Raw genomic sequence first — 23,291 nt, forward strand, 5'->3', positions numbered from 1 at the left:
ATTTCGAATATTATATTATCTATTGAAATTATATTTACACCATGCACATAATGGGAATTTATGAATTATTTGACTTAAAATAGATTTCCTCGCAACTTCATCATCCACTTTTTCATATAACTCGTAAGCCCTCTCATACGCGACATAATCATCACTAACTTCAAGTAATTTTGTATAAAAAAGCTGTGCATCTTGATAATATTCAGAACTAAGACAGGCATCACCCAGCATCTTAATAATACTTATATTCCTTGGATGTTGTTCAAACAGTTTAACTAATAGATCAATGGCTATCTCGTTAAAACCGTAGCTCACAAGGTACCCACAGACTTTAATCTTCACATCAACACTACCCTGCCACAAATAATTCAGTATTATTTCAAAGGTTTCAAATTCTTGTAATCGAATTAGATGTATCAGTGTTCTCTCTAATATATTCTCGAGATGTGATGTTAACTTTACATCTTCAGAAAATTCATTCATCAAAATTTTGTATAAATTTTTTTGTTCCTTTTGACTTAGATTGAGCAGTGATTTGAACCTTCTAAATAGAGTTTCATCTCTGAGAATAAAGGATAATAATAAAATGTCCTCCCCATTTTGCTCATCTACATCCGCCATTTTCAACCATAAGGCTTGCGCTCCATTATAATCCCTAGTGTATTGCCTCGCAGTAGCCATGACATTATCTTGAACAGTCACCATATACTCTGTCAGATATCTTTGCAAGAGGGGATGTCTCAACTTATACATCACCTCTAATAGCTTTTCTAGCTGTCCACTGTTTGATATTGGATACAACTGTTGCGTAAATGAAAATACTTCCTCTAATGGAACATTTACCTTCTCCATAATTCTAAAATATTTCCCCATAACTGGTACAAAATCTTTTTTCAGCTTGAAAGCTTCTAAAATATGCTCATAGCTCTTCATCAAATCATTTCGTGATTCATACCATTCTGCGAGTCTGAAATGTGCAATATAGCTGCCGTTGCCCTCAGTGACTGTGATACCTCGATCACCCACTTTAAGGCATTTGTTCATTCTCGCTATTGCATCTCTATAGTAATTAATTTCCATATAAAACAGCGCCTGAAGATGAATTAAATCCACTTCACCAGGATAAATTATTGTGGCCTCTTGTAATATAATTAGAGCCTCTTCATATCTCTTCAACTCACCTAAACTCCTACATAATGTTGAAATCAACTCCGGAGCAATTGTAAGTTCTTTGCTTAAAGGGTATGCTCTTTGTAAGTACTTAATTGCTTTTTCATGTTCTCCCACCCATGTGTACGTCCTTCCCATATTAAAAAGGTTATAGACAGTAGGATTCTCTTCCACTTCTTTTAACATGAGGGGTAAATTTCTGTTTGCCTTCTCTCTGCTCTTCATCATTTCATCTGTGTAACCAGTATGGGAAATAGTCAGCTCAGCATATGCTTCCTTTAATTTATCTTCTTGTTCCATCGTATTTAAGTGTTCATGAAGACGATTACGATAATGCAAGCCCTTATTGTTAGCAAAAATGCGAATGGCTAAATGAGTTATCCCTCTATCAGATGACATAACATTATATATTTTTGTGAAGTAGTAATCCGCTCCTGATGCAATTTCCTTTTGTAAATTAGCGGATCCCTCAAGATATTCATCCCCGTCAAGTACGAGAATATAATCTGTAGTTGCATATTTAATAGACTCATTTCTGGCAGCTGCAAAATCATTGATCCATTCCATATGATATACATCATTAGTGTATTCTCTAGCTATATTAACGGTTTCATCTGTTGAGCCTGTATCGACAATTACAATCTGATTTACTTTATCTTTTACGCTATCAAGACATCTTCTAAGATACTCTTGCTCGTTTTTTACAATCATACATAACGCTATAGTTTTCATCATGCATTCCTCTCATTTCGCATTTACGAATCAGTTAGTATATATATCGGTTAATTGATAATTATAAGTTAGATTCGACTTATAAAATATGAAGGTAACAACAATTCCTTATATGTAAAATATAAACACAAAAAAACTGCTGAGAATATTCTCAGCAGTTCCATTAAAAAATGATTAACGAAGCAATTGAAGAACAGCTTGCGGTTGTTGGTTCGCTTGTGCCAACATAGCTTGAGAAGCTTGAGCAAGAATGTTGTTTTTCGTTTGGTTCATCATTTCTTTAGCCATGTCTACATCACGAACACGGGATTCAGCAGCAGACAGGTTCTCGGAAGTAGTTCCCAAGTTGTTGATTGTGTGCTCCAAACGGTTTTGGTTTGCTCCCAATTTCGCACGTTCAGAGGACACTTTTGTAATAGCCGCATCCAGAACTGAAATTGCAGCATTTGCACCTGATTGAGTTCCAATTGCCACTGTACTAATACCCAGTGATGTAGCACCCATATTTCCAATAGACAATTTAATATTTTGGCCGATATTAGCGCCAATGTGGAACACCGCTCCGCTGACACCAGCACCGTCCAACAATTTTTTAGTATTGAATTCAGTATCTGTGGAGATACGGTCTATTTCTGTTGTCAATTCCCCTACTTCTTTTTGAAGCTCAGCACGGTCAGCATCAGTGTTTGTATCATTCGCAGATTGTACAGCCAACTCACGAACACGTTGCAGAATGCTGTGTGTTTCGTTCAGTGCGCCTTCAGCTGTTTGGATCAAAGAAATGCCATCTTGAGCATTTTTAGAAGCCATATCCAAACCACGGATTTGACCACGCATTTTTTCGGAAATTGCCAAACCAGCAGCATCGTCACCAGCACGGTTGATACGAAGACCGGAAGACAGCTTTTCGATCGCTTTGTTTGTGTTAGTAGTGTTGTTGTTCAATTGACGGTGCGTGTTCATTGCAGCGATATTGTGATTGATAATCATTTTAAATTTCCTCCCTGAAGGTAAATGTCCCACATCCATGTGGTTTATTGTTGTTACAGCTATCCGTTGAAGTCGGCCGCCCCTCCGCAATAGCTTGTACTATATATATCGACATTCTCGTCGAACTTTTAATAGCATTTTAGGATTTTTTTTATTTTTCGTTATTTTTATTTATCATCTTGCGCAAAGCATCTAAATTTGACTGCGTATGGGCAGCAGATTCACGATTGGACTCTTGAATGGATAAATAGATTTCTTTGCGAAAAATGTCCATCTGTTTGGGTGCTGAAATTCCTATACGAACAGTATCTCCCTCTACTCCGAGCACCGTGACCTCAATGTGATCCTGAATAATAATAGATTCGCCTTTCTTACGCGAAAGTACCAGCATGCTTATTCACCTTCCTTTGAGCGGACGGTTTTGTCTTCCTTAACGGGTTGCAGTGAATGCTTGGTCTGATACGGAGACTGGTGCAGAACAACTTGCTTGGCTTGCCTATTATCGGGATTGAACACTAGAGGTGCCAATAGATTAATCGTTGAGTTTTCCACCTGCTCCTGTAATGTTAGTATGCTACGAACGACCAAATTAGATTCAATCTTCAGTTCTTCTGCTTCGCTATCAGGGAGTTCAAACTCATATTCAGGATAAAAAATAAAAGGATCCACTACAACAAAAGAGAGTTCTTTTTGCTGAAGGGACTGGAGATAGTAAAAGGGTGCCTCATCTTGATCAAGCAACACAAATTCAGTCGTCTCCTCAAATCCCGGAATTCCTTTTTCAAAACGATATATTTCTTTTTCATTAACTTCAAGGTCACCCCAAATAGATGTGGATATAATCACTAATATTCCTCCAATATTTAATCAGATCTATACGTACCTTTTATTAAAAAAAGGCTATAGATGGCTTGAACAACCTCTATAACCTTAACTTATTTTACATCATGACATCAATTTCAGGTGGAATATAGGTCACGGATGGATACTGCTGCATATAAATCTCCAGTTTCCCCCGAGTATACTCAATCTCTGGACGATTAACGGTCACATGCATTTCCGATACAGCAGGTGTATATGTAATATCAGGTGCACGCGTTTCAACACGAATATCGACATTATCCATAGATGCCGGGCCCCTAAATTCAGGAAGCACATGCGTTTCTGTATCCTCTCCATAAACATTGGCTACAGTATTGCCAGGAATGTGAATCGCCGCCATTCGGTTGCCTTGCTCCACTTTATGCGCAAGAGCTTGTAAAAAAATTTGCGGCAACCCTGAATAAATTCGATTATTCATCTCAAGGTAATTGCCACCATTATAGGCAGAGAAGGCCGCACTTTGATCTATGGTCAGCTGTGGCTGGTACTGGTGAATTTCAAGTTGAGCACGTCGTGTCTTTAATTCCATATCAGCCGAAGGCTGTCGAATCGAATACTGCCCAGGGTCTGCGTCAATATGCAGGATAGCCGGAGTTTGCCGGATCTGAAGTGTAGGAATGATGGCCATCTCTCCACCTCCTTAGACTATCTTAAGAAATCAACTAATGATGCAGATATGATTTTTGCTCCCGCTGACAAAGAAGCATTGTAAATATTCTCTTGAATCTTGGAATTCATTAAAAGCTCAGCATAATCCGCATCTTCCGTTTTAGATTGCAAGTCTGTTAAGTTTACTTCCAAATCACTCAAGCGATTCTGCATTAACTCCACACGGTTGGATTTAGCCCCCATTTCCGACCGCACTTTCAGCATTTTATCCACACGCGAATCAATATTAGCTAGTTGATCCCCGCTCGTTTTAATATCACCACTTGCCAAAGCTGAAGATAGCTGATTAAAAATAGTAAATAAATTATCAGTATCTGTGCTTGTTCCTACGACTTCGTTACCAGTAACATTAATTGGCAATGCTACATTCTCGCCCACTATAAAGTTAACATTCCCAGTATCCGTAACTATTGATGCTGCTCCAGACGTATCATGCGTATTATCAGCGTTCAAAGGGAGGTCATAAGGCTTCTTGTCATAGGTCTGACCATTGAATATATATTTTCCGTTTAATTGACTGTTCAAAACATCAATCATTTGTTCCTTAAGCTGACCAACTTCTTTATTAATGCTGTCCAACGCAGATTGTGGATTAGTCCCCGTGGAGGCCTGTACTGTAAGTTCACGTACTCTTTGCATAATTTGGCCAGCCTGATCCATGACCGTATCATTAAAATCAAGCCATGACACTGCGCTGTCCACATTCCGCTGGTATTGTTCATTTGAAGACAGTTCAGATCGGTACCTTAAGGAATACGTAATGCCTACAGGATCATCAGAGGGTTTGTTCAACTTACGTCCAGTCGACATCTGGTTCTGCGTATTATTCATACGCTCAGAATTTCGATTTAAATTAAGCAAAAGCTGTGAGCTTAGCATATTGTTAGTAACGCGCATAGTTATATCCCTCCGTAATTAAATATCCAGTGTATATAAACATCAGATATTTAATCCCAATTCTTATCTTCCTACTACACCTGTGGAGTTAATTAATTTATCTAATAATTGATCGAATGTGGTCATAAACCGAGCAGCGGCACTATAGGCATGCTGAAACTTGATCATATTGGACATTTCTTCATCCAGTGAAACACCGCTCACAGATTGACGCATAGTTTCTACCTGAGATACGAGAGCTGTCGAGTTTTGTGTCTGTCTTGTAGCCTCTTGAGCCTCTATCCCCAACTGACCAACCATAGAACTGAAGAAGCTATCAATAGTAGCTGTATTCCCTGTAGAAACCGAAGTGAAATTGCTTAATTTCAAATTGGACATCAAAGATGCCAATGTATTATTACCCTTAACCAACTCCTCAGTAGGAGCACTGCCTGTTACCCGAAGGGATGCTGCAATAGCATTAGGATTATCTACTATAGCAGTGTTTAACGTGATATTACCTGCTGTTATTGTCCCACCATTATTTGAAGTTACAAAAAAAGGTTTACCCGCAACCATATTACCATTAGCATCTTTATCTTCTTGGGTATAACCCAGTTGATGCAAACCATTAAGACCTTTAACTGTAACTGTTAAATCCGATTGAAGTGTTCGGCTGGTCCCTGTGTAAGTCACTCCATTCAGGACAGTGCCTTCTGGCAAAACTGAGCCTTTAGGTAGCGTTACAGTAATATTACCTGTCGCCAAGGTGTTGGCGAGATTATCCATTTGGGCTGTGTAATCTGCTACAAATTGATCTCTAGAGTAGATCATTCCATGCACTTCGCCACCTTGTAAATCATTAGAGGCAAAAGCTGCTTGTAAAAAGGCGCCGTTAATTCCAGTAGTCGGTTCAAATCCAGTTACTAATGCTTGCCCCCCCATATTAACGTTGTAGCCTTGATCAGTATCAGTTACCGTAACATTAACGATTTTTGAGATTTTATCGACAATCAAATCACGTTGGTCACGTAGATCGTTAGCATTATCGCCCAAACCTTCAATTTTAGTAATCGATTGGTTCAAATCAGCTATGGAGTTTACATAACTTTGTAGCTCACTAGACTTAGCCTCCACATTAGAGGTTAAATCCGCAGATAAATTACTCAACTGTTTACTCATATGATTCATTGCATCAGTCAAGGCAAGTGCATTTTCTTTAACAATGGTTCGTGCGGTCACGCTTTCTGGATCTTTACTTAAATCAGACCAAGATTTATAAAAGTTATCTAGAACCTTCCGAATCCCTGTATCGGACGGCTCATTCATAATCTGTTGTAGCTTATCAAGCGTATTACTACGGATTGTCCAACTACCCAATTCAGTATTTTCTCCGCGATACTGGCTATCCAAGAACTTTTCACGAATACGTTCAATAGCGTCAAATTCAACACCTGTTCCCAATTGACCAGGTACATTAGAACGGTTAATACCGTAAGCCTCCATGGGGATGGAAGCCTTCATTTTGACCGTCTGCCGTGTGTAGCCTTCCGTGTTAGCGTTAGCTATGTTGTGTCCTGTTGTATTTAAAGCTGCCGTTTGTGTAAAAAGACTTCTTTTAGCTGTTTCTATGGAATGAAATGTGGATGGCACTCTATTTTCCTCCTCGGCTCAAGCCTTAGTGTCAAACAATCCAGGTCGTGCGTGTTGATTACTCTTCTGATCAGGATGCATATAAGTCATCTCCTGATTAGGACGTCCTACAAGTAGATCTAAAGAGTAATCAATAAACACCAACGATTGCTCGATGAGTTTTTGATTGATTTCATTAATTTCCTTTAATTCTGAAAGAGTGTGGGATAAGCGGCTCTGGACACTGAGGAGTTTGTTCTTATCTTCTAGATCAAAGACAAGGCGCGCCAGCTCGGTTATAGTCAAATTAAGCTGAGACTTAATACCACGTTCACGAAGAAGCTCATACGAAACCTCCATACGAGCTTCTTCCAACTGTTCTACTTGTTTAAGGAGTCTGGATTCCTGGTTCAAATGCTGTACCAGGCTATCCATATCATTTTCCATGACAATCTTTTTTTTACTTTTCGCCAGTTCTAATAAAATAAGATGCTTTTGATCTAGCTGTTCCAGCACACCAATCAAACGTTCTAAAGGCATATCCTTCACCTAGCTTTCGGAAGACTGCTTAAAGAAAGGTAACAGCTTCTCTGCAATTTTATCGGCATCCACACGATAGGTTCCAGAAGCTACTTGTTGCTTAAGCTCCTGAATTTTCTTAACGCGGTCTGCATCACTGCTGCGGTTCAGCATTTCCATTGCTTCTGGAGAAATGGAAACCTCGTCCTTACGGCGGGACTTCTTAAGCTCCTCCTGGCGTCCTGTTTCAATATTTCGCTGATATGGATTAATAGCTCCGATGCGGTTGGTCTCGTTAATTTTCATAACTTCCACCTTCCTTAGTTATTTGATATGGTCAGAATGTATCAGACGACATAGCGTCGAACATGGTTCGTATTATGCCTTACTTCTTTATTTTGGGCATGGTTGCTAAAATAAAAAAACCGATAAGCTCTATAAAGATTATCGGCGGTATTTGAAACTTTTTGAATAGCTGAATGCGTATTTAATTCCCCTGTACTAGTTTCCACGAAGTTTATCAATCGCGCTGTAGGTACCTGAGCCCATATTATTACTTTGATCCTGATTACTACTTTCGCGTATGGCCTGATTCAGGTCTTTAGTCAGACGCGTTCGACAAGAATCGCACATATGCCCTTCACGAATTGGTATCCCGCATACCTCGCAAGGATACGTCATATTAGGCGCATTAGCAATGGAAATACGTCCCTCACGTATAAATGTCGTGATTTGTTTAACGGAGACACCTGTAGCTTCCGAAAGCTCATGCATATGAATACCTTTATTTTCACGTATATGTTTGACACAGTGCTCGTATTCAACCTCAATTTCTTTAATACAGTTCTGGCAGATTCCTCTGACATTCTTAACAAACAACTTTCCACAGCGAGGACAGTTATCTAAATTCATCCTCTGTAGCGCCCCTTTCCAAGTTCCGGTCTTTAATTACTATTATCCTTACATTAACTTATAGTGAAGAGCCTCGTCTAGCAAATATTTCAAAACTCTTTTTTAGTTTTAACACAATTCCACATTTTGTTCGTTATCATAGTAAAAGTATAAGAGAGGAATCAACGGACAAAAATTCTCCCATTATATGTACATTAATATGCAACAACATAAAATGCAGAGGCAAATAAGTACTCATAATCCAGCCTATTACATGTGAGTATTTATCGTCAAACATTACTCCCTACTTTAGAGGAAAAAATAAAATAAGCGCCATTCCAGTTATTCTCGGGAATAGCGCTTCATTATCATTAAACAGCTATATATGAATATGGTTAAAATGTAGAAATAAAATGAGGGAAAAACCGGGCGAAACAATCCTCAGAAGAATTCATGTTCACCTGTGCCCCGAACACAATCAAGAAAATACTATAAATCCGGGGGATCGGCGTCCATACGAATGCTCCGCACATGGAGTGTGGGTATTCATAAATCTCATACACCTAACATCATTTCAACTTATAAGCTATCTGAAATTAAGCTAGACGTACCATTGGAAATTTGCAGCCCAAAAAAACAAGCAATTTTACAAATAATTATTCAAAAAAGCATTGTTTTAATAGAGGCCTTCCCGTATACTATAGTCAAACGCTTGGTTTAATAAATACATTTTATAAAACAGTTTATAATGTTAATTATTTATTTGTGTTTGTTTGTGGCACTTGCAGTTCTTGGCCAACTTTAACCAGGTTGTTGATTTTAACCAGTTCTTCGACAGTTACACCGTATTTTTCAGCAATAGAAGCCAGTGTGTCACCTTCTTGAACATTTACAGTGATTGTTTTTACAGTTGTTGCTGGTGCTTCAGTTGTAGTTGTTGCTGGTTTGGTACTTGTTGTTTGGTTGTTGTTCTCTGTTGTCGATTGAGCAGGTGTTGTAGTTGCTGCACTTTCAGTAGTTTCAGTTTTGAAGTACTTAGCTTCAAATGCTTTTTGCGCTGCTTCTTGTTGTTCTCTCATGATTTGGTCTTCCAATTGCTGTACTTCGTCATCGGAGCTGGATTTCGCCATTACTTGACCTGTTGCAAGTGGACTCAACAAAGATACTGCACCTAAGCTAACTGCCAACATGCTAGAAACTGCTACTTTTTTCATTACGTTTTTCATGATTTTGTTCTCTCCTCTTTTTAGCTTTAAATTTTAATTAACTGCTTTACTACTGAGCGAGACACTCCCAATGTCCGCTCTTTTGTCGTTAGCTGATCACTTATTACCAATCATGTTAGCTATCAACAGATAGAAATTGTACTCCTCTTTTCCAAAAAAATCAACCTCTAAATTGAAATATTCTGATTTCATCCCTCACTTCCTAACTTTTTGTTCGTCTCTATATTTTTATTATATACCTCTCTCTAGCTTGTTGTCAAATTCTGCTGATTGTACGGATTAAAAGGCTTCGGCCCTAGCATTTGATCCTTCTTTCAAAAGAATTATAACCTTTTTTTCATAGTTTCAAGCATAAAATTATGGAATATAATAGAAATTTAGACTCATGATCTCGCTAGAGTCAGGCAAAAGATAGCCAAATGTACTCCTCGTTCTAATGCCTTTTCTCTCAAAACACGTGCACACGCCTGCAATGTACTCCCCGTTGTATAAATATCATCTACAAGCAAAATTGTAACGGAGTGCGTGCACTCCTCCGTAGCACGTCGAGATTCAGCTTTTAAAGTAAAGGATTTCATCAAATTCATCATATTGGGGTGAACAGAAAATGCATTATTCATTGTATTCATGCGTTCATTTTTTGATTTAAAGCTTTGCTTGCCTGTATCTTGCGGGCGAACAAGTAAAGGTAGAAAGGGGAGCTTATTTCGCTTTGCAATCTCTTCTGCCAAAATTTCAGCCTGATTAAAGCCACGCTCTGTCAGCCTCTTTTCACTTACCGGGACACAGGTCACTATATCTACATCCCACAAAGATTGCTTGAAACGATTACATTTATGACCTGCAAACTCATGTCTCATCGCCTGATAGGCACGGTTCATGATTTCGCCCAGCAGGGGGCCAAACTTTTCATTGCCGCGGTATTTAAACTGTCCTATCCATTCTTTCATCATCGGCGTATACCTGGTTGCACTCCGATTACATACATAATAACGCACTAATCGGTCAGGCCTGACACAATCTGGACAAGACGTCGGACGTCCACAATGTGCACAACGAATGTTGTAAACCCAAGGAATTTGGGTCGAACAATGAGTACAAAGCCCAGTAAATTCGGAAAAATGACCTGTGAGAGTGCCGCAAGCAACACATGTTTGCGACTGACGATGGAATAACCAATTCAAAAACAAACGGGTTCTTGGAATCATCCCCATACCAAAATGCACCTTTCTTGGTAGTTTACGTACCAACATTGTTTCAGGTTTCACAGTTCCAAAAAAACTTTTTTTATTTAATGCATTTAATGCTTCACCAATTTCAGATATCCTTTTTTCCGAGCCAGTGCATTCATACGTTTAATCTGTTTAATCGCTCTCTTTTGACCGCTAGTCCATTGAGGGGATATAAAAATAACACTACCACATGGGTCATCCTTAGATCTACCAGATCGGCCAGCCATTTGGACAAGGGACGCTTCATCAAAAAGACTGCTGTCCGCGTCTAGCACATACACATCACTCCGCGGAACAGTCACTCCTCGCTCCAAAATAGTGGTTGTGACCAGCACACGTATTTCAGTAGCCCGAAATAAACGCACCTTAGTGGTTCGTTCTTCATCCTGCGATGAGGTACCGGCGATAGGTATATCAGGAAATAGTCTAATCAGCAGTTCCACAAGACCTTGAATATGTGAGATTCGTGTCACAAATAGAAAGACCTGCGCCCCCCGTTGAATGGATACGTTTAGGCGCTGAATAAATGAAGCAGGAAGCTGACCTTTTTGCAGCCACTGATGCACTGGAGGAGTCCCCAAACGAATTGGGACAGGTAGGGGATGACGATGAAAACGAACGGGAACCTTGGCATGTGGCAGTTGACCACGTGCAGCCTCTTTCTGCAAGGGGCGCGGTGGCGTAGCAGACAAATAAATAAACTTTCCTTCCCGCTTACATACTGCTTGGGCAGCAAAGGCAAGCATTGGATCATTGTGATAAGGAAATGCATCAATCTCGTCAATTACAACCAAATCAAAAGAGTGGCGATAACGCAACAGCTGATGTGTTGTTGCCAGTGTCAGTTGTCCCCTTTGCCACCGTTCTGCACTCCCTCCATAAAGCCTCACCATGCTAACCTGGGGAAACGCAACTGCCAAGCGAGGTGCCAATTCCAATACCACATCACGGCGCGGTGTTGCTACGAGCGCTGTCCCTCCGCGCTCCAACACATGCTGTAAAAGCGGAAACATCATTTCCGTCTTGCCCGCGCCAGTCACGGCCCAGAGCAGAAATCGTTCGGCCGCAGAATCGGGTACTTGCCGGCCAGCAATCTCCCAAGCACGCTCGCCAGATTTGGGCGATGACTGCTCGTTGAGGGCAAGAGTGCTGCCATGCGCAGTGGCAGCACCTAATTCCTGGCGCGCACGCATGCTGCGCCGGAATAATTCGCGCGCTCGTTGCCATTGGCCTGCCGGGCGAGAGCATTTTCGCACCCCTCCGGGTGGTGCGGCCAAAAAGCACAGCGCTGCTTCGGCGGCGGCACGTTGCGCAGGGCTCAGCCCCCAGCGGTCGAGATTCGTCGCCGGGGTTGCCTCTGCCGTGCGCGGCATGGCAAGTTTCGCTGTACCGCGCAGCAGCAATGAGCACTCACGACTGCGTCCAAGCGTCAGACATGTCTCGCAGTAGGCGCACGCCTTACGACCGCACGATGCGCAGCTTGTGCGGTGCACCTTTCCGCTGCCACAACGGTTGCAGCGGAGTTCCTGTCTACGCGCGGCAGACCAGCGCGCACGTGGTGCTGGAGCGAGACCATCAGCAAAGCTGAGTCGGCCTTGCAGATATGCAAGTTGCGCAGCTGAACGCCAAGTATGCTCCAAATCCGGGGCTGCCTCTGCTAGCAATGCTTCAGCTTCAGGAACAAGCAACTGGCGTCCTGCCAACAAATGAGTCAGCTCGTTCGCTTGTCGTGTTAAACATTCCATATCCAATCCATTTACTCCCGTGGCGAGCTTCCGGTTTTGAATAGAACGTACAGTTCCTATTGTTTCTTGTCCCTCATTCCCATGTTGAGTGCGTGAAACCCACCCTTGGTGCCGGTCCCAAATGCATATATTGTCTACTCCTCCAGATAAGATCCGTTCTCCATTAGAAGACTCAAGAACCAGCTCATTCTTTAGCTGTGCAAGAGTATAGGCCCACCATTGTCGATCCCCCCACCGCTCCATATCTGCTAATTCCTTAAATCTTCCACATAGGCTTACTCCCCAAGACAAGGGAAGCTCGTCTCCTAATAACACCCACCTTTCGACAGCATTCTCCTGGTGCTTATCTTGACACCACCACCATGTCATATCTACTCGAATATCCACAGATAATCGAAGATTCCAATTTCCTTTATACCTGACTGCATATACTGCAATTTTCATCTTTGTTCTCTCCTCTCATTCATCATTGTTCCTAGTTCTTATCACCCCAGAGAACAGCAAAAAAGCACACTTCCATGGCTATTAGCCTGAAGTGTGCTTCACATCAAACAGATTTCAACGAAATCCCTATTGTCTTGCATATGCAACTGTCTATAAATATTTATATCTGATTTTAACCACGATGTCCACAGATCCCTGTCACTAAGGAACAAGTGGGACGCCCGCCAACGGGTTTGCTGTTCTAAGATCAATAACAACCTGTTTTTCACCGCCTGACTTCGGCAAAACCGGGTTCCCCGGTGAAAAACGACATGAGATGACTGAAACATCCATATGACTATAGCGCACCAGCCGGGTCAGAATCGGTAGCGTATCGTCTATAGATTCATCATCCAGTACCGTTACATGTAGCGGCCTCCGGTGTAGCCAGGCAAGGATACTCAATGAACGCATCACCCATTCCACACGATCTCCATCATTGGATGTAATCACAATGTAGCGAGTCGCACGACGATTCAGCGATGTCGTGTGAGCATCTTCGCCATTGTGATAAGCCTGAACCGCCTGTCGTATATACATGAGATGCACGACTGCAGCTCCCACACCGTATATAAGCAATATCCAAACCAAGTGAGCCGTCACGAGGGTTCCACCTCCTCCTATAGCGACAATATATGCCGTATAACAGGAAGAGGTGTCACGGTTATGTACTGGACTTCCATACGAGCGGATATCTCGCTCTAAAAGAGAGGCGGTACAGCATTCATATCTAGGCAGCTGCATCGTCTAATACATGAAAAGACTACACTTTACAGCGTAACCCATCCATATTTGATGGAGTTAATAACTGCTTGTGTACGGTCATCCACTTCCATTTTTTGCAGAATACTGCTGACATGGTTTTTGACCGTTTTCTCGCTAATGAATAAATATTCACCAATCATCTTATTGCTCTTGCCTTCGGCCATCAGACGTAACACTTCTGCTTCACGACGAGTCAGCGGATTATTTTCACCTGCGACAAACTTCACGCCTGCTTCCTTAGTATGACCTTCCGCCATAGCCCCTGTTTCATTCAGGTAAGTCATCCGACGAAGCTGCTGAATAAGCTTGCCCGTTACCTTCGGATGAATAAATGCATATCCTTCATGTACTGAACGAATAGCATTAATGAGGGACTCGGCTTCCATATCTTTTAACAGATAGCCATTGGCTCCCTTGCGCAACGTCTCGAATACATAGCTTTCATCATCATGAATGGATAAAATGATCACTTTGACATCCGGGAACATCTCCCGTAGTTTTTCAGTTGCCTCTACACCATTTTCAATTGGCATATTAATATCCATCAGAACAATATCCGGTTTCTCTACGTTGCAGAATTCCAACACTTGAATGCCATCGCCACATTCTCCGATGACCTCAATGTCGTCCTCCATATTCAAAATACGTTTAAGTCCTTCACGAAACAACTGATGGTCGTCCGCTAAGAGAACTTTAATGGGTGCATTACTCATTTCCTGATTTTCCATGTTGTTACTCCTTTCCCTTTTCCACGTTGGTTGGGATATGAATCACTATCTTGGTGCCTTGATTCTCAGCTGATTCGATCTCCATTCTCCCCTCGAGCAGTTCAACCCTTTCCCGCATACCAATCAGACCAAAATGCCCATGGTCTTTGCTTTTTTGCTGAAAAAGCTCTGGCTTAAAGCCCAGACCATTATCCTGCACAACAATTTTTACAAGCTGTGCCTGGTAGGTAATCTCCACAAGCACATAGGTAGGGTAAGCATGCTTGGCAGCGTTAGTCAAAGCTTCCTGGATCAGACGGTAAATGGCTGCTTCCATCGCGGAAGAGAGACGGTGTTCCTTGCCCCTTGTTTCAAAAAGCGCTCTAATCTTCGTTTTTTCTTCAAAATCCTGCACATATTTCCGGAGCGTCGGAATAAGCCCCAGGTCATCCAAGGCCATGGGACGCAAGTTGAAAATGACCTTTCGCATTTCTTCAAGACTGGAGCGAACTTGTTTCTTCAAGTCTACTATTTCGTCCTGAACCATCTTAAATTCCTGCTTGGCGATCATTCTTTCCACAATTTCCGTCCTAAGCACTAGATGCGCAAGGAGTTGCGCAGGTCCATCGTGAATTTCACGGGATATGCGCTTACGCTCCTCTTCCTGAGCCAAAATAATTTTCAGACCAATAAACTGCCGATTTTTGGCCGATTCAATGATCCGCGTCACTTGTCCCAATTCACCCGATAAATATTCCAGCACGACCCCCATCTGCGAACCGATAGTTTCGGCCCGCTCGACAGAAGCCTCGACACTTTTGGCCCGCTTTTGAAGATCATCTCTTCTGGCTTTGAGATACATTTCCTTCTCGCGAAAAATCATCACATCGAGTTGAAGCTGTGTCGCCTTCTCATAAGCCTGTTTGATATCCTCTTCCGAGTAACGGACGAAATCACGGCTGACCTCAGTCAACCGAATTCGGGACCGCCGATAGTTCATTTCCAGCTGGTCCACTTTTTCGATCGTTTCTGCCGTTTCCTTCAATACGCTCTGAAGCTCTTGATTTAACGTAACCAGTTCGGTCCGGGCCGTGTCCAATATTTCGAACATCTGATATTTGCTGTTCTCCATCACCTGGATGGCATTTTTAATGACTCGGTCTATGATATCGGCTTGAAAGTCCACAAATGTTCTACTCCAATCCTAGCATTTCAAGTATATATCATACCATATCATGACTGGAGGGTGATGGTCTTCGTTTCTTGTTCCCATTTTACAGTCATTCCTAACTGTTCAGACACCAGTCTTAATGGGACTAAAGTCCTGCCTCCCAGTACAATAGGTGCAACTTCAGTGCTCTGACGCTTTCCGTTTAGAATCACTTCTTTTTTTCCTACAGTCAAATCCATCAGCACACCACCGCGCATAATGGTGATCCGCTGATCGCCCGCATTCCATTTGGCTTGTCCGCCAAATGCGTCCAGCACATACTTAATTGGAACATATGTCGAACCATTGCGAGTCATCGGAGCTGCATCAATCGTTGTTGGCGTTCCATTTACCGTCATTGATTTTTGACCGATCGTCATCTGAGCTGTTCCCTTTTTAAGTCCTTCTGTGCCGACCGTCCCCGGTGTATTAAAAGAGATATTATCAAAAGCGACCTTACCTGTCTTAGCGCGCTCATCCTGACCCTCGGCTACATTGACCACATAGAGACGTTTCAGCTTCGCCGGATAGGAAATATTCAAACTGCTCATATCTGCGTTAATCGTTTTCCAGCCGTTCCAGTCAATCACTTTGGCGAGATCAATGTATGCCGTTTTGCCTTGAGCATCCTCCAGCTCCGCACGCAGCCAGTTCAGACTCTTATCCCCTTTGACATCAATCGAGATGGATGTAGCTGCCTGCTCCAACGTCTTCCCGGATGTGCCATTTAATTGAGCGTAAGCATACATTTTGCCACTGCCGTTCGTCATGTCGTAGCTTAGCTCCAGCACTTTGGAATTGGCATGGTCTCCATCCCCTTGTACAACAGCCGCTGTACCGGTAACACCTTCCACATTTGAAGTGAAATCAACCGGATACGAAACATTTTCGAAGTTTTCCCAGTTATTTGTACTTGCCCCGCCAGCGGACAGGAAGACAACCGCACTGAAACCATCGTAGCGACCAATAGCATAGCCTGTTTTCACACCCGCATCCACTGTATTTACCGTAAGCTGATTGTCCTTAACGTTTCCCTTAAAGCCGATGAATTCCCATTTGAGCGCATCTGATGTAATGCTGACACTCTGTCCATCTTTCGTCTTGGCCGTTATCGGTACTGCGATTTTAGCTCCTGCAGTAAGCGAGCCTGTCCCACTTCCTGCAGTAAGTGATGAAATTTCATCTGCTCCAAGCACGGTGACCTTGGTTGTCGCACTAGCTGAGCCACTGGATGCAGTTAAAGTAGCAGTTCCCGGTTTGGCTCCCTTCACAACACCGCCGCTCACGGACACAACAGCTGGGTTGCTGGACTTCCACGTCACTTGTACTTTCGAGGTATCAAATGGATTGTAGTAGTTGTCGTAGCCTTTGAAGGAGTAACTTCCGCTCTGACCAATCAGCAGCGTTTTATTGCCCTTGATGGTAAAGCCTTTGAGCGTTCCTTTAGGAGCAGTGGTATATACTCCCACTCCATTTACGATGCTACGTTGCTCTGTACCATATTCTGTATTGAATGTAAGCCCCGCTGTCGTATCTCCCAAATCACGAGTTACCATGGTGGTAGAGCCGCCACCATCGAGGTTCATCCCCTTCCAGACACCAATATCTTTCATCAGTGTTTGCAGCTCGCTCAAGGATACACCAACGCTGTTCCCATTCTTCTCAACGGCGATGACATAGGTATATCGCTTGTCACGGGAATATCCCAAAGCCGTACGCGCACGCGTCCCGCCTATACTTGTCGTACTTCGGGAGAACGAAGTCTTCTGTCCGTCATTTACTAATATGGTATGTCCACCGATCATCATTTGTAGGTTGGAAGGATCTACTTCACTCCCTGTCGATTTGACACGAAGGTGATAGTTCGTTTCTACAGTCTGTCCCACAGTCAGATGCGCTTTGGCATAATCCGCTGCTTTACCGTGTGTACGCAAAATATAGCCATCCTGCGGAACAGTCATATTCAATGTAGCATTTTCGGAGACTTGCGTAACCACGCCATTTTGTACCAATATTTCAGTAGGCGTTGTCGAACTGTTTTTAGGTCGTTCAATTGCTTTCCAAGCAGATGTATAAATATACATAGCATTGGAGTGACTATAGCTGCTCCCACTCGTCTCAGGCGAGTACGAAGCCTTATTCATCCCTGCCAAAGAGAAGGAAGACCCATCACCAGCTTTTACTGTACCTTCAAAAGTAAATTGCTCAACCATCGGTGAGCCATCCTTCGTTACTGCAAAGGCATACATCCCTGTTAAATCAGAGGGAGTAGACATCAACACCCCTTTGGACACCTGTCCACCGATCGGTGCTCCCTCGCTAGAGGTATTAAAATAATCCCCGTTCACACCAGCAACCGCACCGGTCTCTTTTGCCATACCGCCTGTACTCTGACGGGTCGTAAACTGTCCGTTCTTCCCAGTCATGACATCCAGCTTTACGTACGGATTTTGCAGGTCTACTCGAACGATATCAGCCAGCGCTGTTCCCTTGGACCCTTTAAAACGATATTTCAATAATGTTGCGCCCGAAGTAATGATCTCCTCACCCAATTTTACCGTTGAACCGGAGGCAGCACTCGCGATTGGCGCAGATATCCAATTATTTAACGGGACTAGAACCCCAGTTCCGGCAACCGGACCGACCCATAATACTCCTGCCAGCGTTAAAACAGCCCATCTTTTAGCAATTCCTTTGCCATCTACTTTCACTTTGCTCTGTTTTCTATTACTTAAAAACATTTGGATAATAGCTCCCATCTTCTTTGTATTCAAACGGATTAATCCGCGCATGTACTCTACCAATAAACAAAAAAATCCTCTTATGTTAATAGACTTATTATAAAGGCAAAAGTTCCGAAATTCCGCCAACTAATTCATAAAATCCAAAACAGTGAATTGACGAATGCAATATAGGCGCACTATAATACACATGAACTAATGAGTTCATTTTAAACCAATTAGTTTAAACTCGATTTTATGACCCTATCGGAAGGAAGGATAATCATGAATAAACAACGGGCCATCATCATGCTCACCTTATCAATGAGCCTCGCAATTGCCGGATGTTCTACCGAAAAAAAAGATGCTGCTTCAGGTTCATCCGCACAGCCGACCGTTGTGCGCACTACAATCGTCAAAAATACACCACTCCATACCGCCTATGACTTGTCAGGCACCCTTCAGGCTTATGAAGAACGTACACTGGCCTTTCAAAATGGAGGTATCGTCGCCAGCGCAGAGGTCACTACTGGCACTCTAGTCCAAAAAGGGGCAATCATTGCCCGTCTAGATGATGCTGACTACAGGCTACAGGTTGCACAGGCAACGGCCTCTATCCAAGAAGCTTTAGCCGGTATAGATAACGCACAGGCTAACCTACAGGCAGCTGCCTCTGCCATTCAATCCGCCGATGCAGGTATTACGAGTGCTCGTGCAAATGTCAGCAAGGCCAGCAAGGGTGCGCGCGCTCAGGAAAAACAGCAAGCACAGATCACTGTCGATAAGGCACAAAGCGCCTATAACAAGGCCAGGACGGATAGCGAGCGGACGCAAAAGCTGTTTGAGGCAGGTGCAGCTACCGCGTCGGATAACGAGAACGCCCGCCTGAATGCAACTGCTGCTCTTCAAAATCTGGAGCAAGCAAAAGCTTCCTTATCTCTTTTGCTGGAAGGGGCCACAGCCGAAGAGCATCAATCTGTCCAAGCTTCCTTTCAGGATGCGATTGCAGGTAAAACTAAAGCTCTTGCAGCCAGCGAACAAGCAGAGGCTTCCCAGAAACAAGCACGTGCCAACTACGAAAAGGCCCTTGTCGCCAAGGACCAGGCGGAGCTGGCATTGTCACGCACCCGTTTAACTTCTCCCGTGAACGGCGTAATCTTAGACAAAATCGTGAATACAGGTGATTTGGTCGCGTCGGGCCAAGCCGTCTATCGCATAGGCTCCACCGACCGTCTTAAAGTACTCCTTCCCGTACCAGACAGTGAAATTAAGAATTGGAAAAAGGGACAACAGGTGAAGGTGGCACTCTATGATGAGACTCGTCATGGTATGGTGTCCAACATCTATCCTTCAACCAGCACCGATACGGGGCGGGTTAACGTAGAGATTATCATTGCCAATCCACAGCGAGACTGGTTACCCGGCCAGGTCATTAAAGCTGCGCATCAGGTGACAGACAAGAATGGTATTCTTGTGCCTGCTGAAGCAGTCATCAATACGGGAAGCAAGCCTTTTATTTTCAAAGATGTTCAAGGAAAAGCGGTTAGAACCCCTGTGGAGCTTGGCAATCAGGTTGTAGATAATCAATTGCAAATTGTATCCGGGCTTCGTGAAGGAGAACGTATTGTCATTAAAGGGGCAGAATCCCTGTTTGATGGAAGTGCGATTCAGTCGGAGGAAGGCGGACGTCCATGATTGAGTACATCGTAAAAAAGCGAAAAATAACATTGCTGTTTTTTGTCATGCTGATTGTAGTTGGAGCTTTCGGTTTTTTCCAGTTACCACAGCAGGAAATGCCAGACGTGACCATACAGAATGCTATGGTCACAACCGTTTACCCCGGTGCTTCGCCACAAAAGGTAGAACAAACCGTAACTAAAGAGCTGGAGAAACGCATCAAGGAGGTTGAAGGTGTTAAAACGATTAATTCGACTTCTGGCAACGGATTCTCCTCTATTCTAATCGAATCCAAAAATGGAGTGGATCCTCAGACAGTTTGGGATAATATGCGTAAAAAGGTGCAAGATGCACAAGCCGATCTTCCTCAAGGTGCTGAGGTGCCTGTTGTAAATGACAAGCTGACCAGCTCGTTTATCGGCTCTTATGCTCTGACCGCCGACTCATCTGCACCACTGTATAAACTAAATGATTTGACCACCACCTGGAAAGATCAACTTAATACGATTTCCGGCGTATCCAGTGTCAAATTCAATGGTCTTCCTGACCAAGAAGTACGTGTCCATATCGACAATCAGAAGCTCCAGCAATATCAGTTGTCGTGGGGACAAGTGGCACAAGCGATCCAATCTCAGATCGATCGAGTTCCTACCGGTAATATTGAATACAACGGACGTACCTATCAACTCATTGTTCGTGAGACCGAAAAAGCTGACGAATTAAATCAGGTCATTTTGACACGTACAAAGGAAGGTAATCCTGTTTATTTAAGAGATATTGGAACAACTGAGCTGGCACATCCTGAGGCAGAATATTTCGCTTATGTAGAGGGTAAACCGGCCATTACGCTAAGTATTGGAGCGGAAACAGGCACAGACATCCCCTCTATGAGCGAAAAGGTCAATACCAAGCTCAAAGAGCTGGAGAAAACACTCCCCGTAGGTGTTCACTTACAGACTCTCTTTGCACAAAAGGATCAGGTAAACCATATCTTTGACGACTTAAAGCGTGAAACGATTCTGGCAATTGCGGCTGTTATTCTCGTTTGTATGTTGGGCCTGAATTTGCTCACCTCTGCTTTTGTCGCGCTGGCAATCCCTATTTCGGTTTCGATTGCCATTATCTTTCTACCTATGTTCGGCATTACTTTAAATCAGATTTCCGTTGTCGGTCTGATCATTGTACTCGGCATACTCGTGGATGATGCTGTAGTGGTAAACGATAATATTGAGCGCAGACTTACGGAATTAGGAGAATCACCCTCCGTTGCAGCTATAAAAGGTACCAAAGAGGTCATGCTGTCTATTTTGGTTGCAACATTGGCCACCATCTCAGCTTTCGCTCCACTGTTGTTTCTTCCCGGAAATGTAGGTGCCTTTATTAGACCCATTCCCGCCATTGTTTCTCTGACCATGTTAGCCTCTATGATCATGTCCCTCACGATCATCCCTATTTTTCGAGAATGGTATGAAAAGCGCAGACAGACTCGTCATCCTCAGGGGAAATCAAAACCAGTAGGCTTGCTCGGTCAGCAGATTCACTCTTTAAACAAGCTTTATTCACAAAAGCTGATGCCTAAAGTCATTCAGCGTCCCTTGCTGACGGCTATGGTTGGACTCATGCTTGGAACAGCTGCTTATGGATTAGTTCCCTTTACATCCGTTGAGCTTTTCCCTGAATCGGAAGACCCTCATGTTGCACTAAATGTAAAAATGCCTGTAGGCACTTCCATTGCGGAAACCGATCAGGTCGTTAAAGATCTTGCAGGCTGGATCAAGAAGCAACCTGAAACTTCCAAGGTCGTTTACAGTGCAGGAGGGACTGCTCCCCAACTGTTTAGTGACATTAATAGCATGGGTGGAAATATTACTTATAACGAAACCGTAGGTCAGATTGCTGTCGTCGGAAAAGAGAACGTATTCGATCTCAATTCGACAGTTGATGCCTGGGAACAACATGTTAAGAAATCCTACCCTGGCGTCACGGTTACCATGTATGTTCCCCGTCTTGGGATTCCAGTAGGCAAACCCGTTTCTATTCGTATCTCAGGTCAGGATTTGAATGAACTGCAAACCCTTGCCCAAAAAGCAAAGGAGCAGATCGCGACAGTAGAGGGCACAACGGGCATCGTAGATGACATAGGAATTGAACGATATGCCCTCGAGCTTGAGGTCAACAAACAAGCCATGGATCAATATTTAGTAAGCTACACAGATTTGACTCGTACCCTTCTTCTGTTAAAAGAAGGAGCCCAAGTCAGTCAATTCGATACTGGAAGCAGTCTGGTAGATATCAAAATGTATTTGAATCACAGTAACGAGGAGCCAAGTAAGCTTTTCCAACAACTAAGTGTAGTGAATGCAGCCGGAAAGCAAATTCCATTAAACCAGCTAGTACAGATTAAGCCGTCATTTGCTATTCAGCAAATCAAGCATTACAATATGGAGCGGACGATTACAGTCGAAGCCGACTTGAACGGACGAACTGCAAGCGAAGCCATGGTAGATGTGGAAGGCAAACTGGCACAAATGAAGTTCCCTGAAGGCTATAAATGGGAGGTAGGCGGTGAAACATCCGATCAGTCTACCATATTCGCGGATTTAGGGAAGCTGGCGATCGTTGTAGTCTTACTCATTCTACTCTTGATCACAATGCAGTTTTATTCACTCTCCATTCCTATTATTATTATGACAACCGTGTACCTAGCAGCAGCCGGCGGGATAATTGGTATTTTTCTGACTGGTATGCCCATCGGTTTTATGAGCATCATGGGAATTATTGCACTTGCGGGTATTGTTGTGCGGAATGGGATTGTCTTAATTGAATTTATCGAGGATGCAAGACATGAAGGAATGGAATTAAAGGAAGCCGTAATACAAGCGGCCGCTGCTCGTTTCAGACCGATTTTATTGACTTCCCTGGCTGCCATTGTAGGCATGATTCCCTTAGCACTATTGGGAAGCCTGCTCTTTAAGCCACTAGCGTTCACCGTTATTTTCGGTTTGTTATTTTCGACCTTGTTAACTTTGTTTGTGGTGCCGTCCTTGTATATGATCATGGCCAAGTACAAGATGCACCGACAACTCAAAAAACAGCAGCACACAGTTATTACACGTGACCAACCTTTGTAATGTATGAAGTGGTAAATCTGCATGCTGTCGAGTT

19 protein-coding genes are annotated in these 23,291 nt (G+C 43.2%); 2 read left to right on the forward strand and 17 right to left on the reverse strand.

Translation table 11 applies throughout. The features are described from left to right. Nucleotides 1–15 precede the first annotated feature (15 nt). From ACUC6J_RS22380 to ACUC6J_RS22460, 17 genes are all read right to left on the reverse strand, one after another. Complete coding sequence (locus tag ACUC6J_RS22380) at nucleotides 16–1,905, reverse strand: glycosyltransferase (RefSeq protein WP_447249441.1); 1,890 nt, start codon at nucleotides 1,903–1,905, stop codon at nucleotides 16–18. Between the two features lie 171 nt (nucleotides 1,906–2,076). Beyond that, nucleotides 2,077–2,892, reverse strand: coding sequence for a flagellin N-terminal helical domain-containing protein (locus ACUC6J_RS22385; RefSeq protein ID WP_250251366.1), 816 nt, complete (start codon nucleotides 2,890–2,892; stop codon nucleotides 2,077–2,079). A gap of 151 nt (nucleotides 2,893–3,043) precedes the next feature. Beyond that, nucleotides 3,044–3,283, reverse strand: a complete 240-nt coding sequence (csrA, locus tag ACUC6J_RS22390; RefSeq protein ID WP_029514583.1) for a carbon storage regulator CsrA — start codon at nucleotides 3,281–3,283, stop codon at nucleotides 3,044–3,046. 2 nt (nucleotides 3,284–3,285) lie between these two features. After that, nucleotides 3,286–3,738, reverse strand: coding sequence for a flagellar assembly protein FliW (gene fliW, locus ACUC6J_RS22395; protein ID WP_016822921.1), 453 nt, complete (start codon nucleotides 3,736–3,738; stop codon nucleotides 3,286–3,288). Between the two features lie 94 nt (nucleotides 3,739–3,832). Continuing rightward, nucleotides 3,833–4,402 (reverse strand): DUF6470 family protein, encoded by a 570-nt coding sequence (locus ACUC6J_RS22400; protein WP_113051035.1) that lies wholly within the window; start codon nucleotides 4,400–4,402, stop codon nucleotides 3,833–3,835. Between the two features lie 17 nt (nucleotides 4,403–4,419). Then, nucleotides 4,420–5,340 (reverse strand): flagellar hook-associated protein FlgL, encoded by a 921-nt coding sequence (gene flgL / locus ACUC6J_RS22405; RefSeq protein WP_016822919.1) that lies wholly within the window; start codon nucleotides 5,338–5,340, stop codon nucleotides 4,420–4,422. A gap of 63 nt (nucleotides 5,341–5,403) precedes the next feature. After that, nucleotides 5,404–6,972: a flagellar hook-associated protein FlgK gene (flgK, locus tag ACUC6J_RS22410; RefSeq protein WP_447249442.1), complete on the reverse strand. Its 1,569-nt coding sequence runs from the start codon at nucleotides 6,970–6,972 to the stop codon at nucleotides 5,404–5,406. An 18-nt stretch (nucleotides 6,973–6,990) separates the two neighbouring features. After that, complete coding sequence (locus ACUC6J_RS22415; protein WP_025365993.1) at nucleotides 6,991–7,491, reverse strand: flagellar protein FlgN; 501 nt, start codon at nucleotides 7,489–7,491, stop codon at nucleotides 6,991–6,993. A 9-nt stretch (nucleotides 7,492–7,500) separates the two neighbouring features. Continuing rightward, on the reverse strand, nucleotides 7,501–7,776 hold the full coding sequence (gene flgM, locus ACUC6J_RS22420; RefSeq protein ID WP_016822917.1) for a flagellar biosynthesis anti-sigma factor FlgM: 276 nt from the start codon (nucleotides 7,774–7,776) through the stop codon (nucleotides 7,501–7,503). Between the two features lie 195 nt (nucleotides 7,777–7,971). Beyond that, nucleotides 7,972–8,382, reverse strand: a complete 411-nt coding sequence (locus tag ACUC6J_RS22425; protein WP_016822916.1) for a TIGR03826 family flagellar region protein — start codon at nucleotides 8,380–8,382, stop codon at nucleotides 7,972–7,974. A 734-nt stretch (nucleotides 8,383–9,116) separates the two neighbouring features. Then, the gene (locus ACUC6J_RS22430) at nucleotides 9,117–9,587 is read right to left on the reverse strand and encodes a LysM peptidoglycan-binding domain-containing protein (RefSeq protein ID WP_447249443.1); all 471 of its coding nucleotides are present in this window, start codon (nucleotides 9,585–9,587) and stop codon (nucleotides 9,117–9,119) included. Between the two features lie 383 nt (nucleotides 9,588–9,970). Further along, a complete protein-coding gene (locus ACUC6J_RS22435; RefSeq protein WP_019688800.1) occupies nucleotides 9,971–10,540 on the reverse strand; it encodes a ComF family protein in 570 nt (189 codons plus the stop codon). 347 nt (nucleotides 10,541–10,887) lie between these two features. Continuing rightward, complete coding sequence (locus tag ACUC6J_RS22440) at nucleotides 10,888–13,008, reverse strand: DEAD/DEAH box helicase (protein WP_447249444.1); 2,121 nt, start codon at nucleotides 13,006–13,008, stop codon at nucleotides 10,888–10,890. Between the two features lie 201 nt (nucleotides 13,009–13,209). Beyond that, complete coding sequence (locus ACUC6J_RS22445; RefSeq protein ID WP_017427118.1) at nucleotides 13,210–13,650, reverse strand: hypothetical protein; 441 nt, start codon at nucleotides 13,648–13,650, stop codon at nucleotides 13,210–13,212. Between the two features lie 167 nt (nucleotides 13,651–13,817). Then, nucleotides 13,818–14,540: a response regulator gene (locus ACUC6J_RS22450; RefSeq protein WP_013373401.1), complete on the reverse strand. Its 723-nt coding sequence runs from the start codon at nucleotides 14,538–14,540 to the stop codon at nucleotides 13,818–13,820. A gap of 4 nt (nucleotides 14,541–14,544) precedes the next feature. After that, the gene (locus tag ACUC6J_RS22455; protein ID WP_013373402.1) at nucleotides 14,545–15,705 is read right to left on the reverse strand and encodes a sensor histidine kinase; all 1,161 of its coding nucleotides are present in this window, start codon (nucleotides 15,703–15,705) and stop codon (nucleotides 14,545–14,547) included. Nucleotides 15,706–15,752: 47 nt separating this feature from the next. Then, nucleotides 15,753–18,470, reverse strand: a complete 2,718-nt coding sequence (locus ACUC6J_RS22460) for a stalk domain-containing protein (RefSeq protein ID WP_290402578.1) — start codon at nucleotides 18,468–18,470, stop codon at nucleotides 15,753–15,755. 264 nt (nucleotides 18,471–18,734) lie between these two features. Here ACUC6J_RS22460 and ACUC6J_RS22465 point away from each other — a divergent pair, with 264 nt between their 5' ends. Together ACUC6J_RS22465 and ACUC6J_RS22470 are read left to right on the forward strand one after the other, a co-directional pair. Beyond that, nucleotides 18,735–20,144 (forward strand): efflux RND transporter periplasmic adaptor subunit, encoded by a 1,410-nt coding sequence (locus tag ACUC6J_RS22465; RefSeq protein ID WP_447249445.1) that lies wholly within the window; start codon nucleotides 18,735–18,737, stop codon nucleotides 20,142–20,144. Beyond that, nucleotides 20,141–23,257, forward strand: coding sequence for an efflux RND transporter permease subunit (locus ACUC6J_RS22470; protein ID WP_330707829.1), 3,117 nt, complete (start codon nucleotides 20,141–20,143; stop codon nucleotides 23,255–23,257). The genes ACUC6J_RS22465 and ACUC6J_RS22470 overlap by 4 nt, the downstream gene beginning before the upstream one ends. Nucleotides 23,258–23,291: the final 34 nt, after the last annotated feature.

Source organism: Paenibacillus sp. JJ1683, assembly GCF_053006485.1.

What these genes read in the sequence shown, in the direction of transcription:
- ACUC6J_RS22380 (WP_447249441.1), bottom strand. Translation starts at nt 1,905, where the DNA reads ATGATGAAAACTATAGCGTTATGTATGATTGTAAAAAACGAGCAAGAG.
- ACUC6J_RS22440 (WP_447249444.1), bottom strand. Translation starts at nt 13,008, where the DNA reads ATGAAAATTGCAGTATATGCAGTCAGGTATAAAGGAAATTGGAATCTT.
- ACUC6J_RS22470 (WP_330707829.1), top strand. Translation starts at nt 20,141, where the DNA reads ATGATTGAGTACATCGTAAAAAAGCGAAAAATAACATTGCTGTTTTTT.
- ACUC6J_RS22425 (WP_016822916.1), bottom strand. Translation starts at nt 8,382, where the DNA reads ATGAATTTAGATAACTGTCCTCGCTGTGGAAAGTTGTTTGTTAAGAAT.
- ACUC6J_RS22435 (WP_019688800.1), bottom strand. Translation starts at nt 10,540, where the DNA reads ATGATGAAAGAATGGATAGGACAGTTTAAATACCGCGGCAATGAAAAG.
- ACUC6J_RS22385 (WP_250251366.1), bottom strand. Translation starts at nt 2,892, where the DNA reads ATGATTATCAATCACAATATCGCTGCAATGAACACGCACCGTCAATTG.
- ACUC6J_RS22465 (WP_447249445.1), top strand. Translation starts at nt 18,735, where the DNA reads ATGAATAAACAACGGGCCATCATCATGCTCACCTTATCAATGAGCCTC.
- ACUC6J_RS22415 (WP_025365993.1), bottom strand. Translation starts at nt 7,491, where the DNA reads ATGCCTTTAGAACGTTTGATTGGTGTGCTGGAACAGCTAGATCAAAAG.
- flgL (WP_016822919.1), bottom strand. Translation starts at nt 5,340, where the DNA reads ATGCGCGTTACTAACAATATGCTAAGCTCACAGCTTTTGCTTAATTTA.
- ACUC6J_RS22400 (WP_113051035.1), bottom strand. Translation starts at nt 4,402, where the DNA reads ATGGCCATCATTCCTACACTTCAGATCCGGCAAACTCCGGCTATCCTG.
- ACUC6J_RS22460 (WP_290402578.1), bottom strand. Translation starts at nt 18,470, where the DNA reads ATGTTTTTAAGTAATAGAAAACAGAGCAAAGTGAAAGTAGATGGCAAA.
- ACUC6J_RS22450 (WP_013373401.1), bottom strand. Translation starts at nt 14,540, where the DNA reads ATGGAAAATCAGGAAATGAGTAATGCACCCATTAAAGTTCTCTTAGCG.
- flgM (WP_016822917.1), bottom strand. Translation starts at nt 7,776, where the DNA reads ATGAAAATTAACGAGACCAACCGCATCGGAGCTATTAATCCATATCAG.
- ACUC6J_RS22430 (WP_447249443.1), bottom strand. Translation starts at nt 9,587, where the DNA reads ATGAAAAACGTAATGAAAAAAGTAGCAGTTTCTAGCATGTTGGCAGTT.
- csrA (WP_029514583.1), bottom strand. Translation starts at nt 3,283, where the DNA reads ATGCTGGTACTTTCGCGTAAGAAAGGCGAATCTATTATTATTCAGGAT.